19 protein-coding genes are annotated in these 17,701 nt (G+C 64.7%); 16 read left to right on the top strand and 3 right to left on the bottom strand.

Annotated features, from left to right (window positions below):
* Positions 1–17 precede the first annotated feature (17 nt).
* The 14 genes from hisS (at position 18) to B0E49_RS13425 (ending at position 13,468) form a co-directional block, all read left to right on the top strand.
* Positions 18–1,334 carry a histidine--tRNA ligase gene (gene hisS / locus B0E49_RS13490; RefSeq protein WP_077562720.1) on the top strand — a complete coding sequence of 439 codons (1,317 nt, stop codon included), beginning with the start codon at positions 18–20 and terminating at the stop codon, positions 1,332–1,334.
* Positions 1,335–1,395: 61 nt separating this feature from the next.
* A complete protein-coding gene (locus B0E49_RS13485; protein WP_077562719.1) occupies positions 1,396–2,094 on the top strand; it encodes a YfgM family protein in 699 nt (232 codons plus the stop codon).
* Complete coding sequence (bamB, locus tag B0E49_RS13480) at positions 2,091–3,236, top strand: outer membrane protein assembly factor BamB (protein WP_077562718.1); 1,146 nt, start codon at positions 2,091–2,093, stop codon at positions 3,234–3,236. Before B0E49_RS13485 ends, bamB begins: the two co-directional genes overlap by 4 nt.
* Before the next feature lie 18 nt (positions 3,237–3,254).
* Positions 3,255–4,592 carry a ribosome biogenesis GTPase Der gene (der, locus tag B0E49_RS13475; RefSeq protein WP_077562717.1) on the top strand — a complete coding sequence of 446 codons (1,338 nt, stop codon included), beginning with the start codon at positions 3,255–3,257 and terminating at the stop codon, positions 4,590–4,592.
* 120 nt (positions 4,593–4,712) lie between these two features.
* Complete coding sequence (hfq, locus tag B0E49_RS13470; RefSeq protein ID WP_077562716.1) at positions 4,713–4,970, top strand: RNA chaperone Hfq; 258 nt, start codon at positions 4,713–4,715, stop codon at positions 4,968–4,970.
* A 68-nt stretch (positions 4,971–5,038) separates the two neighbouring features.
* Positions 5,039–6,211, top strand: a complete 1,173-nt coding sequence (hflX, locus tag B0E49_RS13465; RefSeq protein WP_077562715.1) for a GTPase HflX — start codon at positions 5,039–5,041, stop codon at positions 6,209–6,211.
* Positions 6,212–6,251: 40 nt separating this feature from the next.
* Entirely contained in the window at positions 6,252–7,658 is a 1,407-nt protein-coding gene (gene hflK / locus B0E49_RS13460) for an FtsH protease activity modulator HflK (RefSeq protein ID WP_077562714.1), read from the top strand.
* Between the two features lie 9 nt (positions 7,659–7,667).
* Positions 7,668–8,585, top strand: coding sequence for a protease modulator HflC (gene hflC, locus B0E49_RS13455; RefSeq protein WP_077562713.1), 918 nt, complete (start codon positions 7,668–7,670; stop codon positions 8,583–8,585).
* A gap of 18 nt (positions 8,586–8,603) precedes the next feature.
* Complete coding sequence (locus B0E49_RS13450; protein WP_077562712.1) at positions 8,604–8,792, top strand: DUF2065 domain-containing protein; 189 nt, start codon at positions 8,604–8,606, stop codon at positions 8,790–8,792.
* A gap of 59 nt (positions 8,793–8,851) precedes the next feature.
* Positions 8,852–10,000: an ATP phosphoribosyltransferase regulatory subunit gene (locus B0E49_RS13445; RefSeq protein ID WP_077562711.1), complete on the top strand. Its 1,149-nt coding sequence runs from the start codon at positions 8,852–8,854 to the stop codon at positions 9,998–10,000.
* 12 nt (positions 10,001–10,012) lie between these two features.
* Positions 10,013–11,356, top strand: coding sequence for an adenylosuccinate synthase (locus B0E49_RS13440; RefSeq protein ID WP_077562710.1), 1,344 nt, complete (start codon positions 10,013–10,015; stop codon positions 11,354–11,356).
* An 80-nt stretch (positions 11,357–11,436) separates the two neighbouring features.
* Positions 11,437–11,961 carry a phosphoribosyltransferase gene (locus B0E49_RS13435; RefSeq protein ID WP_077562709.1) on the top strand — a complete coding sequence of 175 codons (525 nt, stop codon included), beginning with the start codon at positions 11,437–11,439 and terminating at the stop codon, positions 11,959–11,961.
* 38 nt (positions 11,962–11,999) lie between these two features.
* On the top strand, positions 12,000–13,205 hold the full coding sequence (locus tag B0E49_RS13430; RefSeq protein ID WP_077562708.1) for a PLP-dependent transferase: 1,206 nt from the start codon (positions 12,000–12,002) through the stop codon (positions 13,203–13,205).
* A gap of 71 nt (positions 13,206–13,276) precedes the next feature.
* Complete coding sequence (locus tag B0E49_RS13425) at positions 13,277–13,468, top strand: hypothetical protein (protein WP_077562707.1); 192 nt, start codon at positions 13,277–13,279, stop codon at positions 13,466–13,468.
* A 55-nt stretch (positions 13,469–13,523) separates the two neighbouring features.
* Here the strand turns inward: B0E49_RS13425 and mnmH are convergent, their stop codons facing one another.
* Together mnmH and B0E49_RS13415 are read right to left on the bottom strand one after the other, a co-directional pair.
* Positions 13,524–14,585 carry a tRNA 2-selenouridine(34) synthase MnmH gene (gene mnmH / locus B0E49_RS13420; protein ID WP_077562706.1) on the bottom strand — a complete coding sequence of 354 codons (1,062 nt, stop codon included), beginning with the start codon at positions 14,583–14,585 and terminating at the stop codon, positions 13,524–13,526.
* A complete protein-coding gene (locus B0E49_RS13415; RefSeq protein WP_144264568.1) occupies positions 14,582–15,196 on the bottom strand; it encodes an arylesterase in 615 nt (204 codons plus the stop codon). Before B0E49_RS13415 ends, mnmH begins: the two co-directional genes overlap by 4 nt.
* Before the next feature lie 60 nt (positions 15,197–15,256).
* On the opposite strand from B0E49_RS13415, the gene B0E49_RS13410 reads away from it, so the two are divergent.
* The gene (locus B0E49_RS13410; protein WP_077562832.1) at positions 15,257–15,970 is read left to right on the top strand and encodes an ABC transporter ATP-binding protein; all 714 of its coding nucleotides are present in this window, start codon (positions 15,257–15,259) and stop codon (positions 15,968–15,970) included.
* A gap of 111 nt (positions 15,971–16,081) precedes the next feature.
* Positions 16,082–16,735, top strand: coding sequence for a hypothetical protein (locus B0E49_RS13405; protein WP_144264562.1), 654 nt, complete (start codon positions 16,082–16,084; stop codon positions 16,733–16,735).
* A 122-nt stretch (positions 16,736–16,857) separates the two neighbouring features.
* Here B0E49_RS13405 and B0E49_RS13400 read toward each other — a convergent pair whose 3' ends face one another.
* Positions 16,858–17,460, bottom strand: coding sequence for a PEP-CTERM sorting domain-containing protein (locus B0E49_RS13400; protein WP_077562704.1), 603 nt, complete (start codon positions 17,458–17,460; stop codon positions 16,858–16,860).
* Between the last annotated feature and the right edge of the window lie 241 nt (positions 17,461–17,701).

The raw sequence follows: 17,701 nt of genomic DNA, 5'->3' as shown, positions 1-17,701 counted from the left end.
AGCAGACAAAAAATTCAATGGCCGAGAAGTTAACCGCCGTCAAGGGCATGAACGACATCCTGCCGCCCGAGTCGGCGCGCTGGGAGTGGTTCGAAGACAAGGTACGCGCGCTGATGCGGCGCTATGCCTACGCCAATGTGCGCACCCCCGTCGTCGAGCCGACGGCCTTGTTCGTGCGCGGCCTGGGCGAGGTCACCGATATCGTCGAGAAGGAGATGTATTCCTTCACCGACTCGATGAACGGCGACCAGCTCACGCTGCGCCCCGAGGCCACCGCCGGCATCGTGCGCGCGATGGTCGAGCACAATGCGCTGTACAACGGCCCGCTGCGCGTGTGGACCATGGGCGCCGTGTTCCGCCACGAGCGCCCGCAAAAGGGTCGCTATCGCCAGTTCCACCAGATCGACGTCGAGGCCCTGGGCTATTGCGGACCCGACGTGGACGCCGAGCAGATCCTGATGTGCCGCACGCTGTGGCACGAACTGGGCCTGGTCGAAGGCGAGGACGTGCGACTCGAGATCAACAGCCTGGGCCAGGCCGAGGAGCGCCGGCAGCACCGCGAGGCATTGATCGCCCACTTCGAGGCCCATGCGTCGGTGCTCGACGAAGACGCCAGGCGCCGCCTGCACAGCAACCCGCTGCGCATCCTCGACAGCAAGAACCCGGCGATGCAGGCGATCGTCGAATCGGCGCCGCAGCTCATGAGCTTTCTGGGCGAGGCCTCGCTGGCGCACCTGAACGCGGTGCGCGCCATCCTCGATGCCGCGGGCCTGGCCTACCGCGTGAATCCGCGCCTGGTGCGCGGCATGGACTACTACAACCTGACCGTCTTCGAATGGGTCACCGACAAGCTCGGCTCGCAAGGCACGGTCTGCGGCGGCGGCCGCTACGACGGTCTGTTCGAGCAGCTCGGCGGCAAGCCGACGCCGGCCGTCGGCTGGGGTCTGGGCGTGGAGCGCCTGCTGCTGTTGCTGGAGGCCGTGGGCCCTGTCATCGCGCCGCCCGTGCCTGACGCCTACGCCGTGATTCCCGATGCGGCGGCGCTGCCCGTGGCGATGTGCACGCTGCAGGCCCTGCGCGCGGCAGGCGTCAACGTGCAGATGCATGCCGGCACCGGCGAGGGCCGGGGCAGCATGAAGTCGCAGCTCAAGAAGGCCGATGCCAGCGGCGCCCGCCATGCCCTGATCTTCGGCGCCGACGAGCTGGCGCAAAAGCTGGTGGCCGTCAAATCCCTGCGCGACGGCAGCGGCCAGCAGGTGATGCAGCCGCTGGCCGACGTGTCCGGCTGGGCCGCCACCCTAAAACCTGCGCATGCGGATTTCAGTGAAAGCTAACAATTGCCCGTAGGGCTTGTTAGCTGTAACTACAATCGCTGACTTAAACGAATCACACACCATGGCCACACCTCTCGATCTTCAAGAACAGGAACAGCTCGATGAACTCAAGCATTACTGGAAAAAATACGGCGACCTGATCACCTGGACATTGCTGCTGGTGTTTGGTGCGCTGGCCGCCTGGAACGGCTACCAGTACTGGCAGCGCGAGCAGGCCACCAAGGCCTCGGCGCTGTACGACGAGGTCGAGCGTGCCGCGCAGGCGGGTGATACGGCCATGCTGGAGCGCGCCTTCAGTGACATGAAGGACCGATACGGCCGCACCACTTACGCACAGCAGTCGGGCCTGCTGGTGGCCAAGGTGATGGATGAAAAGGGCAATATCGACGGGGCCAAGGCGGCGCTGGCCTGGGTGGCCGACAAGGCCTCCGACGAGGGTTACCAGTCCATCGCCAAATTGCGCCTGGCGGCCGTGTTGATGCAGGCCAAGGCCTACGACGAGGCGCGCAAGCAGCTCGCCGGCTCGTTCCCGTCCGAGTTCGCGCCGCTGGTGGCGGACCGCCTGGGCGATATCGATGTGCTGCAGGGCAAGAAGGCTGATGCCGTGACGCAGTACAGCCGGGCCTACAAGGGCTTCGAGGCGCAGTCGCAATACCGGCGCGTGGTTGAAGTCAAGCTGAACGCCCTGGGCGTGGACCCGCAGGCCGGGGCTGTCTCTGCGGCGCAGGCTGGCGCATCCGCCACTGGGGAGTCCAAGTGAGTTTGAGACGTTTTGTGCCCGCAGCCCTTGCACCTCGGGCGCTGATAGCTATTGTTTTCGTAGCGTCCCTGGCGGCGTGCTCGAGCGGCTCGCCGCCGCCGAAGCCGACGCCCCTGGCCCCCAACGAGGCACTGATCGGCGTGCGCCAGGTCTGGACCGCGCATGTGGGCCCCGTCGACTTTCCGCTCGATGTCAACGTGAATGGCAACACGGTGACGCTGGCCGGCGCAGGCGGCACCGTGGCGGCGATCGATGCGCGCACCGGGCGCGACCTGTGGCGTACCTCGGTGCGCACGCCGATCGCCGCCGGTGTCGGCAGCGACGGCAAGCTGGCCGCAGTGGTGACGACGGGCAACGAGCTGGTCGCGCTGCAGGGCGGGCGCGAGCTGTGGCGCCAGAAGCTGCAGGCGCAGGCCTATACCGCACCCCTGGTGGCTGGCGCGCGCGTCTTCGTACTCGCGGCGGACCGCTCGGTGAGCGCCTACGATGGCCAGTCCGGGCGCCGCCTGTGGCTGCAAAAGCCGCCCAGTGAGCCGCTGATCCTGCGCCAGGGCGGCGTCCTGCTGGCGGTCGGCGACACGCTGGTGGTGGGCTTGTCGGGCCGCATGGTGGGGCTCAATCCCCTGAACGGCAGCCTGCGCTGGGAGGCGCCGATCGCGTCCCCGCGCGGCACCAACGATATCGAGCGGCTGGCCGATCTGGTGAGTCCAGTGAGTCGGGTGGGCAATGAAGTCTGCGCGCGGGCATTCCAGACGGCGGTCGGCTGCGTCGATGCCGTGCGCGGCGCCGTGCTGTGGACCCGGCCGGCGAATGGCGCGCAGGGGCTGCAGGGCGATGACCGGCTCCTGTTCGGCACCGAGATGGACGGCAAGGTTGTGGCCTGGCGACGCGCCAATGGCGAGCAGGCCTGGAGCACCGACAGCCTGAAATACCGCGGCCTGAGCGCGCCCTTGGCGCTGGGGCGCTCGGTGGTGGTTGGCGACAGCGCCGGCTTCGTTCACTTGCTGTCGCGCGAAGACGGCTCCTTGCTGACCCGGCTGACGACCGACGGCTCGGCTGTGGTGGCGGCACCCGTGGCGGCCGGCAATACCCTCGTCGTGGTGACACGCAACGGGGGTGTGTATGGCTTCCAGCCGGAATGACCCGCTAGGCGGCCGCGCGTGAAGCCTGTCCTGGCCCTGGTCGGCCGACCCAATGTCGGCAAGTCCACCCTGTTCAACCGGCTCACCAGGTCGCGCGATGCCATCGTGGCCGACTTTGCGGGCCTGACGCGCGACCGGCACTACGGCAACGGGCGCCAGGGCCCGCACGAATTCATCGCGATCGACACCGGCGGCTTCGAGCCGGATGCGGCCAGCGGCATTTACAAGGAAATGGCGAAACAGACGCGCCAGGCGGTGGCCGAGGCGGATGTGGTCATTTTCGTGGTGGACGCGCGCGCCGGCCTGTCGGCCCAGGATCACGACATTGCCAACTACCTGAGGCGTCTGGGCAAACCCACGGTGCTGGCCGCGAACAAGGCCGAAGGCATGCAGGCGGGCGCGCAGCTGTCCGAGTTTTATGAGCTGGGCCTGGGCGAGGTGTACCCGATCTCGGCCTCGCACGGCCAGGGCATCCGCGGCCTGGTGGAGCTGGCGCTGGAGCCGCTGCATCTGCCGGAGCCGGACGACAGCGCCGCGGAAGTCGACAGCGGCGTCATCAAGCTGGCAGTCGCGGGTCGCCCCAATGTGGGCAAATCGACCCTGATCAACACCTGGCTGGGCGAGGAGCGGCTGGTGGCATTCGACCTGCCCGGCACCACGCGCGACGCGATCACCGTGCCGTTCGAGCGCAACGGCCAGCGCTTCGAGCTGATCGACACCGCGGGCCTGCGCCGCAAGGGCAAGGTGTTTGAAGCCATCGAGAAATTCTCGGTGGTGAAGACGCTGCAGGCCATTGAAACCGCCAACGTGGTGCTGCTGCTGCTCGATGCGACGCAGGGCGTGACCGACCAGGACGCGCACATCGCGGGCTACATCCTGGAGAGCGGCCGCGCCGTGGTGCTGGCGGTCAACAAGTGGGATGCGATCGATGCCTACCAGCGCGAGCTGGTGCAGCGTTCCATCGAGACGCGCCTGCCGTTTCTCAAATTTGCCGCGGTGCACTTCATCTCCGCCCAGAAGCGCCAGGGTTTGGGGCCGGTCTGGCTGTCCATCATTCAGGCCCACAAGGCGGCCAACTGCAAGATGTCCACGCCGGTGCTGACGCGCCTGCTGCTGGAGGCGGTGCAGTTCCAGAGTCCCAAGCGTGCCGGCATGTTCCGGCCCAAGCTGCGCTACGCACACCAGGGCGGCATGAATCCACCGGTCATCGTGATCCACGGCAACTCGCTGGAACACATCACCGACGCCTACAAACGCTTCCTGGAAGGGCGCTTCCGCAAGGAATTCAACCTGGTTGGCACGCCGCTGCGCATCGAGATGAAAACCTCGCACAACCCGTACGCCGACAAGGAGTAGGCCGGCGCCCGGTCACTGCCCCATTTTTTCTTGTGGAATTGCGCTTTGGGGCCGTCGCACCGGTGCGGCGCTGTGGTAAGGTTCCAGTTCCTACAACAACTTCTGAACACGGAGAATATCGTGAGCAATAAAGGGCAGCTACTTCAGGACCCCTTCCTCAACGCCTTGCGCCGCGAGCATGTACCGGTGTCCATCTATCTGGTGAACGGCATCAAGCTGCAGGGCCAGGTGGAGTCATTCGATCAATACGTTGTGCTGCTTCGCAACACCGTGACGCAAATGGTGTACAAGCACGCCATTTCGACCATCGTGCCGGGGCGCGCCGTCAACTTCTCGGCCGTCGAGAGCGCAGCCGCAACCGCCGCGGACGCACCCTGATTCCGCAGGCCAGCATCCGGTCAACGTTGTGCCGACACTGCAACAACCCCTGATCCGCTGATCCAGATTTGTCCGATTCACCCGACCGCCAATTTGCCCCGACCGTCCTGGTCGGGGTGGACTTTGGCTTGCCTCATTTCGACGGCGAGCTGGAAGAGCTCGGGCTGCTGGCCGAGACCGCGGGCTTGAGGCCCGTGGCGCGCATCACCTGCAAGCGCAAGGCGCCCGATGCGGCGCTGTTTGTGGGCAGCGGCAAGGCCGATGAAATCAAGTTCATGGCGGAACAGCTCGGGGCCACCGAGGTGTTGTTCGACCAGAGCCTGAGCCCGGCGCAGCAGCGCAACCTGGAGCGGCATCTGGGCTTGCCCGTGAACGACCGCACCTTGCTGATCCTGGAAATCTTCGGCCAGCGCGCACGCAGCCACGAGGGCAAGCTGCAGGTCGAACTGGCGCGCCTGCAGTACCTGAGCACGCGTCTGGTGCGGCGCTGGTCGCACCTGGAGCGCCAGCGCGGCGGCATCGGCGCGCGCGGCGGCCCCGGCGAGGCCCAGATCGAGCTGGACCGGCGCATGATCGGCGAATCCATCAAGCGCACCTCGGCCCGGCTGGAAAAGGTCAAGCGACAGCGTCACACGCAGCGCCGCCAGCGCGAACGGCGCGACGCCTTCAATATCTCGCTGGTGGGCTATACCAACGCGGGCAAATCGACGCTGTTCAATGCGCTGGTGAAGGCGCGTGCCTACACCGCCGACCAGTTGTTCGCCACGCTGGACACCACCACACGGCAGCTTTATCTCGGCGAAGCGGGGCGCTCCGTCTCGCTGTCGGATACGGTCGGCTTCATCCGCGACCTGCCGCACGGGCTGGTCGACGCCTTTCAGGCAACCTTGCAGGAGGCCGTGGATGCCGACCTGCTGCTGCATGTGGTGGATGCTGCGCGGCCGGATTTTCCCGAGCAAATGGCCGAGGTGCAGCGCGTGCTGGCGGAGATCGGCGCGGCGCGCGTGCCGCAGCTTCTCGTCTTCAACAAGCTCGATGCCCTTGAAAAAGAGCAATGGCCGCTGCAGCTGAGCGATACGTTCGAAGTCGACGGCAGCCGTGTCCCGCGTTTGTTCGTCAGCGCACGCACGGGCGAAGGACTGCCGGGGCTGCGTCAGCAATTGGCCAGCATGGTGGCGGGCAGGGCGGGAGCCGATGCGGCCTGTGCGCAAGCCCCCGAATTTCATGAGGCTGCTCCCTGATTGGGCACAATCGGGGACAACACAAGAAGAGAATTTGCGCATGAATCTGAAATTACGAGTCCCAGGGTGGACTGCACTGCAAGGCCGCATCAGGGGCATGTTCAATCTGAACGACCCGCGCTGGGGGCGTGGCGACGACAAGCCGTCCGACAACACCCGGGCGGATGCACCCCGGCCCGAGGGCGAGCCGCCAGCGCCGCCGCCGCAATCCGGCAACGGCCGCGGACAAGGCCCGAACCAGGGCCCGCCCGATCTCGATGAGCTGTGGCGTGACTTCAACCGCAAGCTGGGCGGGCTGTTCGGTGGCCGCAAGAACGGCGGTTCCGGCAACAACAGCGGCGGCTTCGGTGGCCGCGGGCCGGGCGGCGGTGGCTTTCAGCCGGATGGCAAAAGTGCCGGGATCGGTGCGGGGCTGATTGCCGGTGTCATTGTCCTGATCTGGCTCGGCTCGGGATTTTTCATCGTGCAGGAAGGCCAGCAGGCCGTGATCACGCAATTCGGCAAGTACCGCGCCACGGTCGGGGCCGGTTTCAACTGGCGCCTGCCGTACCCGATCCAGCGCGATGAGCGGGTGTTCGTGACGCAGATCCGCTCGGTCGATATCGGCCGCGACAACATCATCAAGGCCACCGGTCTGCGCGACTCGGGCATGCTGACCGCCGACGAGAACATTGTCGAGATCAAGTTCGCGGTGCAATACCGCCTGAAGGACGCGCGCGCCTATCTGTTTGCCAGCCGGGACCCGGCCGGCGCCGTGGTGCAGGCGGCCGAGTCGGCGGTGCGTGAAGTCGTGGGCAAGATGCCCATGGACGCCGCCCTGGGCGAAGACCGCGACAAGATTTCGCCGCAGGTTCGCACGCTGATGCAAACCATTCTGGACCGCTACGACGTCGGCATCGAAGTCGTCAACATCAACCTGCAGCAGGGCGGGGTGCGCCCGCCCGAGCAGGTGCAGGCCGCGTTCGACGATGTGCTCAAGGCCGGGCAGGAGCGCGAGCGCACCAAGAACGAAGCCCAGGCCTATGCCAACGACGTGATTCCGCGTGCCGTGGGGACGGCCTCGCGCCTGAAGGAAGAGTCCGACGGCTACAAGGCCCGCATCGTGGCGCAGGCCGAAGGGGATGCACAGCGCTTCAGCTCGGTGCTGACCGAGTACCAGAAGGCGCCGCAGGTCACGCGCGACCGCATGTACCTCGACTCCATGCAGCAGATCTACAGCAACGTTACCAAGGTGCTGGTGGATTCGCGCCAGAACTCGAATCTGCTGTACCTGCCGCTCGACAAGATCATGCAGATGACCGGCCAGAGCGCACCTGCGGCGGCAGCAGACACGTCCACGCCACCGGCGCCTGCCGGCGCGGTGGTGCCTGCGGTGCCGTCCGGTTTGTCCAATGATGATGCGCGCGGCCGTGACGGCGCGCGCTCGCGCGACCGCGAAACACGCTAGGAGCACCCTGTGAACAGAGTCGGTTTTATTGTTTCTTCACTGCTGGTGGTGCTTGCGGTGCTCAGCTCCATGCTGTTCGTGGTCGATCAGCGCCAGTTCGGCATTGTCTATGCGCTCGGGCAGATCAAGGAAGTCATCACCCAGCCGGGGCTCAACTTCAAGCTGCCGCCGCCATTCCAGAACGTGTCCTATCTGGACAAGCGCCTGCTCACGCTCGACAGCACCGACGCGGAGCCGGTCTACACCGCGGAAAAGCAGCGCGTCGTGATCGACTGGTACGTGCGCTGGCGTGTGACCGATCCAACCGAATACATCCGCAACGTCGGGCTGGACGAAAACGCGGGCGCGAACCAGCTCAACCGCGTGGTGCGCAACGCGTTCCAGGGCGAGATCAACAAGTACACGGTCAAGGAACTGCTGTCTGCCAAGCGCGAAGCCTTGATGTCGGCCGTCAAGAGCCAGGTGCTGGCCACGGTGCGCGGCGCCAAGCCGTGGGGTGTGGATGTGGTGGACGTGCGCATCACGCGCGTCGACTATGTGAGCGACATCACCGATTCCGTGTACCGGCGCATGGAGGCCGAGCGCAAGCGCGTGGCCAACGAGTTGCGCTCCACCGGCGTGGCCGAGGGCGAAAAAATCCGCGCCGATGCCGATCGCCAGCGCGAGGTGACGGTGGCCAACGCCTACCGCGAGGCCCAGAAAATCAAGGGTGCCGGCGACGCGCAGGCCACCCGCATCTACGCCGAATCGTTCGGCCGCGATCCCCAGTTTGCGCAGTTTTACCGCAGCCTGGACGCCTACAAGTCCAGCTTCAACAAGAAGAGCGACGTGATGGTGATCGACGAATCGTCGGAGTTCTTCAAGGCGATGCGCGGCTCCGGTGGCAGCACCAGCGCAGCTCCTGCCGCCAGGCCGGCCAAGAAGTAAGCCGCGGACGCCCGGGCCTTGGACAGCGGTACGTTCTGGGTGGCGCTTGCCCTGGTGCTGGTCATCGAGGGCTTGCTGCCGTTGACGTCGCCCGCGGCGTGGCGGCGCATGTTCACGCAAATCCTGCAACTGCGCGATGGGCAGCTGCGTTTTTTCGGCCTGTGCAGCATCGTCGCGGGACTTTTCATGCTCTGGCTGCTGACATGAAGCGGGACTGGCCGGCAAGCCCGGTAAAATCCCTGTTTTAACAGCCTCCCAAAATATTCATGTCCGCTTGGGTCCTGCCGGATTACATCGCCGATGTTCTGCCTTCCGAGGCCCGGCACATCGAAGAGCTGCGCCGCTCTCTGCTCGACACGGCTCGCGGCTACGGCTACGAGCTGGTGATGCCGCCGCTCCTGGAGCATCTCGAATCACTGCTCACCGGCACCGGCGAAGCACTCGATCTGCAAACCTTCAAGCTGGTGGACCAGCTGTCGGGGCGCATGATGGGGCTGCGCGCCGACACCACATCGCAGGTGGCGCGCATCGACGCGCATCTGCTGAACCGCAGCGGCGTGACCCGTCTGTGCTATTGCGGTCCGGTGCTGCACACCCGGCCCGACCGGCCGCATGCCACGCGCGAACCGCTGCAGTTCGGCGCCGAAATCTACGGCCACGCGGGCCTGGAAGCGGACCTGGAAATTTTGCTGCTGTCGCTGGACTGCCTGAAGGCGGCGCAGGTGCAGGGCGTCAGCGTTGACATGGCCGACGCCCGGATCGTGCGTTCGCTGCTCGCGGACGTGCCGCTCGACGCCGCCGGCTCGGCCCGGGTGCATGCGGCGCTGGCGGCCAAGGACGCCAGCGAACTGGCGGCGCTGACCAAAACCTTTCCGGCCGCGTCGCGCGAAGGCCTGCTGGCGCTGGTGCAGCTGTATGGCGATGAACGCGTGCTGATTGAAGCTGAAAAGACCCTCAAGCCCTCGCCGGCTCTACGCGAGGCGCTATCAAATCTGAAATGGCTTGCGAGCCACCTGGCGGGCACGCACGTCACGTTCGATCTCGCCGACCTGCGCGGCTACGCCTATTACAGCGGCGCGCGCTTTGCCATCTATGCGCAGCATGCCAGCGACGCGCTGGTGCGCGGCGGTCGCTATGACGAGGTCGGCGCCGTGTTCGGCCGCAACCGGCCGGCCGTGGGCTTCAGCCTGGATGTGAAGCAACTGGTGGCGGCCGTGGCCCCGCGCGCGCTGCGTGCGGCCATCCGCGCCCCATGGGGTGATGCGCCCGAGTTGCGCGCGGCCATCGCGGCCCTGCGCGGTCGGGGCGAAACCGTGGTCTGCGTGTTGCCGGGCCATGAGAGCGGCGTCGATGAATTCCACTGCGACCGCGAACTGGTCCAGGCCGCGGGGCAGTGGATTGTGCAAGCTATTTGAGAAACATCCGAGATGAATACAAGCAAAGTACAGGCGCCAGGACGCAACGTGGTCGTGGTCGGCACCCAATGGGGCGACGAAGGCAAGGGCAAGCTGGTCGACTGGCTGACCGAGAGCGCCCAGGGCGTGGTGCGCTTCCAGGGCGGCCACAACGCCGGCCACACGCTGGTGATCAATGGCGTGAAGACCGCGCTGAACCTGATCCCGAGCGGCATCATGCGACCCGGCGTGAAGTGCTACATCGGCAACGGCGTGGTGCTCTCGACCGATCATTTGTTCAAGGAGATCGAGCGGCTCGAGGCGGTGGGCGTGGAGGTGCGTTCGCGCCTGCGCATCAGCGAAGCCTGCCCGCTGATCCTGCCGTTCCATGCGGCGCTCGATGTGGCGCGCGAAGCCGTGCGCGAGCAGGGCGGCAGCGAGAAGATCGGCACCACGGGCAAGGGCATCGGTCCGGCCTACGAAGACAAGATTGCGCGCCGTGCGCTGCGTGTGCAGGACCTGAAATACCCCGAGCGCTTTGCCGCCAAGCTGCGCGAATTGCTGGCGCTGCACAACTTCGTATTGACGCAATACCTGCATGCGCCCGCGATCGAGTTCGACGCGGTTTATGAGCAGGCCATGAGTCATGCCGAAATGTTGAAGCCGATGATGGCCGACGTTTCGCGCGAGCTCAACGACGCGCACCGTGATGGCGCCAATTTGCTGTTCGAGGGTGCGCAGGGCACGCTGCTCGACGTCGACCACGGCACCTACCCGTACGTCACGTCCAGCAACTGCGTGGCCGGCAATGCCGCGGCCGGTTCGGGCGTGGGCCCCGGCCTGCTGCACTACATCCTGGGCATCACCAAGGCCTATTGCACCCGCGTGGGAGGTGGCCCGTTCCCGACCGAGCTCGACTGGCAAACGCCCGGCACGCCGGGCTACCACATGAGCACCGTGGGCGCCGAAAAGGGTGTGGTCACGGGGCGCAGCCGGCGCTGCGGCTGGTTCGACGCGGCGCTGCTCAAGCGCTCGGCGCAGGTCAATGGCCTGTCCGGCCTGTGCATCACCAAGCTCGACGTGCTCGACGGCCTGGACCAGCTGGAGTTGTGCACCGGCTACACGCTCGACGGCGAACTGATCGACATCCTGCCCATGGCGGCCGAAGAAATCGCGCGCTGCGTGCCGGTGTACGAGACCATCGCCGGCTGGAGCGACTCCACCGTGGGTGTCACGCAATACGACCAGTTGCCGGCCAATGCGCGCCTGTATCTGAAGCGGATTGAGGAGGTGACCGGCGTGCCGATCGCCATGATTTCCACCAGCCCGGATCGTGACCACACCATCCTGCTGCGCCACCCGTATGCACCGGCTTGAGTCCTTCGACCTGGAATGAAAATGGCTTCAAACCCTTATGTGAAGTTCGCCTCTAGCTATTAATTCAGGAGCAGATCCCCATGTTGACGGAAGACGGCAAACACCTGTACGTGAGCTACGACGAGTACCACAACCTGATCGAAAAACTGGCCATCAAGGTGCACCAGTCGGGCTGGCAGTTCGACACCATCCTGTGCCTGGCGCGCGGCGGCATGCGCCCCGGCGACATCCTCTCGCGCATCTTCGACAAGCCGCTGGCCATCATGTCCACCAGCTCGTACCGCGCCGAAGCGGGCACACAGCAGGGCAAGCTCGACATCGCGCACTACATCACCACGCCCCGGGGCGAGATTGCCGGCAAGGTGTTGCTGGTGGACGATCTGGCGGACACCGGCCATACGCTGAACGTTGTGATCCACCAGCTCAAAAACAATTACAAACCGATCACCGAGCTGCGCAGCGCGGTGATTTGGGCCAAAGGCGTGTCGAGCTTCACGCCCGACTACGCGGTCGAATTCTTGCCGACCAATCCGTGGATTCACCAGCCGTTTGAAAGCTACGACACCATGAGCCCCGAGCAGCTCCAGGCCAAGTGGATTGTTTAGCCTGGCTCCCGTTTTTGTTTCGGCACTACCATTTGCAGATGAGCGAAATTTCCACCCGGCTGATTCATCATCCCTATTCCCCCCCAGCAGGCTTTGCCGCGCCGCAGCCGGGCATCCACAAGGCCTCCACGGTGTTTTTCGCGAATGTCGCGGCCATGCGCACGCGCGAGTGGAAAGACAAGTCGGGCTACACCTACGGCCTGCACGGAACGCCCACCACGTTTTTGCTGGAAGAGCGCCTGTGCACGCTCGAAGGCGGCCTGCAATGCCTGCTCGTGCCCAGCGGCCTGGCGGCGATTGCCAACGTGGCGCTGGCGCTGCTCAAAACCGGCGACGAGGTGCTGATCCCCGACAACGCCTATGGCCCCAACAAGACACTGGCCGAAGGCGAGCTGATGGCCTGGGGCATCACGCACCAGTTTTATGACGCGATGAACCCGGCCGACCTGGCGCAAAAAATCAGCGACAAGACCAAACTCGTCTGGCTGGAGGCCGCCGGGTCGGTAACCCTGGAATTCCCGGATCTGAAGGAGCAGGTGCGCATCTGCCGCCAGCACAAGGTGACGGCGGCGCTGGACAACACCTGGGGCGCGGGCCTGGCGTTTCGGCCCTTCGATCTGGGCGGCGACGGGAGCGGCCGCCTGGCGGTCGACATCTCGGTGCAGGCGCTGACCAAATACCCCAGCGGCGGCGGGGACGTGCTGATGGGCAGCATCGTCACGCGCGAGCCCACGCTGCACATGAAAATCAAGCTGACCCACATGCGGCTGGGGCTGGGTGTGGCGGCCAACGACACCGAGACGGTGCTGCGCTCGCTGCCCAGCATCGAGTTGCGCTACGGGGCGCAGGACGCGGCGGCGCGCGAACTGGCACTCTGGTGCCAGGCCCGCCCCGAGTTCGCACAGGTGCTTCACCCGGCGCTGCCGGGCAGTCCGGGGCACGAGCACTGGCGTGCGCTGTGCCGCCATGAAGCTGGCGGCGCCGCCAGCCTGTTCAGCGTGCTGTTCGACGCGCGCTACGGCAGCGCCCAGGTGGACGCCTTTTGCGATGCGCTCCAGCTGTTCAAGCTGGGCTACAGCTGGGGCGGACCGATCAGCCTGGTGGTGCCTTACGAGCTGGAGAGCATGCGCACCGCGTGGCCGGCCCATCTGGCGCGCGGCACGCTGGTGCGTTTTGCCATCGGACTGGAGGCCGTGGCCGATCTGCGGGCCGATCTGGCGCAGGCCCTGCAGGCGATGGCTTGAAATATCCGGCCCGTGCGTTCATGCTTGCACTTCAAGCTGTTAAAGTGACACCCACCTATTGAAAGAGAACCTTGGCTACACCTAATTACGGATACGAAAAGCGCCAGAAAGAGCTGGCCAAAAAGCGCAAGAAAGAAGACAAGCTCAAGGCCAAGGCTGGCCGCAAGGCCGGCGACCCTGCGCAAGGCGATGCGCAGCAGGATGATTCAACTTCGTCCAGCGACGCGACCGGCCAAACGCCGGGCACGCCGGCCCGGTCCTGAGTCTTTTCTGCGTCTTGACGAGCCCCTGTTTGAGCGACTGGCTCAAGCCGCTCGTTCATGTGCTCTCCGCCAGGATCTTGCGAGCCAATTGACCCATGGCCCCCGCAGAGCGGTCGCTGGCCGCTATCTTTTTTGAAGTTCCGTACTGGCTGAAGTTGCGCTGTATCGAGCGCGCATAGCCCGGGTCGTAATGCGTCGTGAGTAGTTCACGCACCACGGCTTCGATCTGGCCGGTGTGCACTTTGCCCTTCCAGGCCTGCACCAGGGCCTTGCCGCGCAGCTCGACCAGGGCGTCCAGCCGGTCGCAAAACAGGGCCGTGTCCTGCACGAAGAAATCGTAGTCTTCCAGCAGCAGCGCGACGCGCTCGTCGTCGGACAGCTGCAGGTCCAGGCAGGGGCTGGCGCGCATGGCCAGCATCAGGCTGTCGGGGATGGCCAGGTTGCCGACCTTCTTGCTTTCGCTCTCGACAAACACCGGGCGTGCCGCCTCAAAACGGCGCAGCGCATCCCATACCAGGTTGTCAAAGCGCTTTTGCGATGGCTGGGGCTGGCCCGGAATCTGTCCCAGCACCGAGCTGCGGTGGCTGGCCAGCGCTTCGAGGTCCAGCACCTGCGCACCGGCCTGGGCCAGCGCCTGCAGCAACCGCGTCTTGCCGGATCCCGTGGGGCCACAAATCACGCGATACGACAGGTTGGCAGCCAGACCGGGCAGACTGGCCAGCACGGCACCGCGAAAGGCCTTGTAGCCGCCTTCGATCACCGCCACGCGCAGGCCGATCTCGCCCAGCACCAGCGCCAGGGCGTTGCTGCGCTTGCCGCCGCGCCAGCAATAGATCAGCGGCTGCCAGGTCTTGGGCTTGTCCAGCAGCTCGCGCTCGATATGGCGCGCGATATTCGCCGCCACCAGCGCCGCACCGCGCTTTTTTGCCTCGAACGGATTGACCTGCGTGTAAATGGTGCCGATCAGCCGGCGCTCTTCGTTGTTGAGCGAAGGCCAGTTCACGGCGCCGGGCAAATGGTCCTCCAGGTATTCGTCTTCGCTGCGCGCATCGATCACGGCGCTGTAGGCGTTGAGCTGGGCGATGGCGTCAGTCGCCGATACGTGTTTGACGTTCACTTGAGCAACTTCTTCAGTTCGGGCCAAACGTTGTTCAGCAGGGTCGGGTGGGCCGCGGCGATGGGGTGGATGCGGTCGCTCTGGAACAGCTGCGCGGCATTGGGCGCGTCGGCAACGCCCTTGAGCAAAAACGGCACCAGCGCCGCCTTGTTGGCCCGGGCGACCTGGCCAAAGGTCGCGGCAAAGTGGTTGGCGTAGTCGCTGCCGTAGTTCGGCGGCACCTGCATGCCGAGCAGCAGCACCTTCGCACCGGCCTTTTGCGCGGCCTGCGTCATCTGGTTCAGGTTGTCCTGCGTCATGGCCAGCGGCAGGCCACGCAGCGCATCGTTGGCGCCGAGCTCCAGAATCACGACGGCGGGCTTGTCGGCGGCGAGCAGCGCGGCCAGCCGCGAGCGCCCGCCCGAGGTGGTCTCGCCGCTGATGCTGGCGTTTTGCACGGTTGCCGGGATTTTTTCAGCCGCCAGGCGCTTTTGCAGCAGGGCGACCCAGCCGCTGCCGCGCGGCAGGCCATACTCGGCGCTCAGGCTGTCGCCCAGCACCAGAATGGTCTTGGGTGTGGCACCATGTGCGGCCGGCCCGCGCGGCTTGTTCTGGGCGGCCCAAGCCCCCATGGCCCAGAGCCCGCCGGCCGCCGCGATAAAGTGTCTTCGAATCAAAACTTCAAATCCTTCATGTCCACCTTGTCCGGCTCCGCCATTATTTCCGTCGAGCATCTCTTCAAATCAGTGACTGACTCGACCGGCACACTCGACATTTTGCGCGATATTGATTTCTCGCTGGCACCGCGCGAGACCGCAGCAATTGTCGGCGCCTCGGGCTCGGGCAAGAGCACGCTTCTGTCCATCATCGCCGGCCTGGATACGCCCACGCGCGGCACCGTGCGGCTGGACGGGCAGGACCTGTTTGCGCTGGACGAGGACGAGCGCGCCGCGCTGCGTGCGCAAAAGGCCGGCTTTGTATTCCAGAGCTTTCAGTTGATGGGCAACCTGTCGGCGCTGGAAAACGTGATGCTGCCGCTGGAACTGGCCGGGCGCAGAGACTCGCGCCGTGCCGCCACCGAGATGCTGGCGCGCGTGGGCCTGTCGCAGCGCCTGGGCCACTATCCCAAGGTCCTGAGCGGCGGCGAGCAGCAGCGCGTGGCGCTGGCCCGTGCCTTCGTGGTGCAGCCCGCGGTGCTGCTGGCCGACGAGCCCACCGGCAGCCTGGACTTCGCCACCGGCGAGACCATCATGGCGTTGATGTTCGACCTGAACCGTGAATTGGGCACGACGCTGGTGCTGGTCACGCACGACCGCGCCATTGCCGAGCGCTGCGAGCGGCGCATCAATATTGAAGCCGGGCGGATGGTGCCCGCAGAGGAGGAGGTCCGGTCGCTGGCCGGCTGATCCTGAGGGACTGTTGTGCCGCAGGCCCGCGGCGTGTCCCGTGTCGAGGCTTGTGCGGTGTGTGCTCACGCAAAATGGCGGCGGGATGGGATGGATGTTTGCAATCGTGCGATGTTGATGTCGATCAAGCAATGTGCGAGGGTTGTTGACCAGGATCAGACCGGCAACGGGACCGCCAGGGGAGAATTTTGTCTCATGAGATACCGTCCCCTCTTCCTCCCGCTTTCCTGCGCGGCGCTTTGTGCCTGTTCCTCGCTGTTGCCGCGAGCCAGCACCGATACACCCGCGGGTTTCGCCAGTTTCGAAGAAGCTGCAGCGGCGGCACAGCGGATCATGGCTCTGCAGACGCGCACCTCTGAACTCAAGAACATCGGGTTCGACCCGGTCGACGGGCGCAATGTCACGCTGATTCCCTACCCCGAGATTGTCGGGCGGCTGGTGCCCAATCCGGGCGTACCCCTCGCCAAACTCGACCCCGGCATCCGCCAGTGCATCGAGGCGCAAACCACCTGCCGTGGCTACCAGTTTCATTTTGAGCGGCAACATCGCCAGCGCGAAGGCAGTTTCTGGCTGGACTTTTTGAACGTGCGCCGTACCACGAAGGTGACCGGGTGGTGGTTTGACGCATTGATTGTGATCAGCGGCGATACCGTGCTGTTTCGCAACTTTGCGGGGCAAGCCTATACCGACCGGATCGAGCAACAGAACAATCCGCTCGGCCCGTTGCAGTCGGGTGCGGATGCCGCCGCTGTCGCGGTGCATTAAGGCTATTCATGGGACTCGCCCAGTGGCGCGCTCGCAACGCGCACTGCCGCGGTTACTGGGCAACTGGGCAACTGGGGGCGAGCTCTCAAATCCCCGCATTCCGGCGAGGGGCAAAAACAACCTTATTGCTTGCGCCGGCGTATTGCGGCAATCCCCAGAATGCCCAAACCCAGCAAAGCCAAAGAGCCCGGTTCGGGGACACTGTTGCCCGCCGGCAAGGTTGCGGTCCAATAGCCGGCAGTAGGATAGCCCGCGTAAGCGCTGCCATTATTGAGTGCGTTGAACTGATCTTTAACAGCGTTCGACACCGGGTTGTCGAATGTGATCGACAGAAAAGTGGTCGCGTCGTTGATGAAAGCACCCGCAAAAGCGATCAGTGCCAGCCCTTGCTGATCGTCGTGGAAAACAAGGGCACCCGTAACCGGATTGACATAGGCACCAAAGTCAAAACCAGTTGTGCTCACCACGGAATTGTTGAATGTCAGTCCAGGATAAAAAAGCTGGATATTTGAAATATCGTTCGCGGTTATTTTTCCGCTCTGCACAGCGCTTAGGCTTGCGTCAAATGTAGCCAACGACGGCTGGCCCACATGTGGTCCATAACCCTGACTCGTCGTCGTCCAGGTGTAAGTAACAACGGGATCCGCCTTTGCCTGCAGAGAAAACAAGCTCCCGGAAAAGGCCAAAACAATTGCTACGACACGGATGCTTTTTAATGAAAACATGGTTCCAATCCAGGGCTAAGTTGTTAGGGCAGTCTTGAAAACTTCATGCTTCAAACTGAACTATTTGTTACAAAGCAACTTTGGTGCCTATTGAATTTATTTAATGAAATCAATGTGCTGAATTCATTTCGTAAAGAATGGCCTCCGCTTTGTAAAAGATTCCGACACTTAAGTCGGCGGCGATCTCGCCTGTACGGGTTTCAATGCCGCTACAGTCGTTCGGCCTCAGTTGGCGAGCGAA

Source organism: Polaromonas sp. C04 (assembly GCF_002002705.1).
In the GTDB taxonomy this organism is placed as follows: domain Bacteria; phylum Pseudomonadota; class Gammaproteobacteria; order Burkholderiales; family Burkholderiaceae_C; genus Rhodoferax_A.
This window is presented reverse-complemented; position numbering and strand designations above follow the sequence as displayed.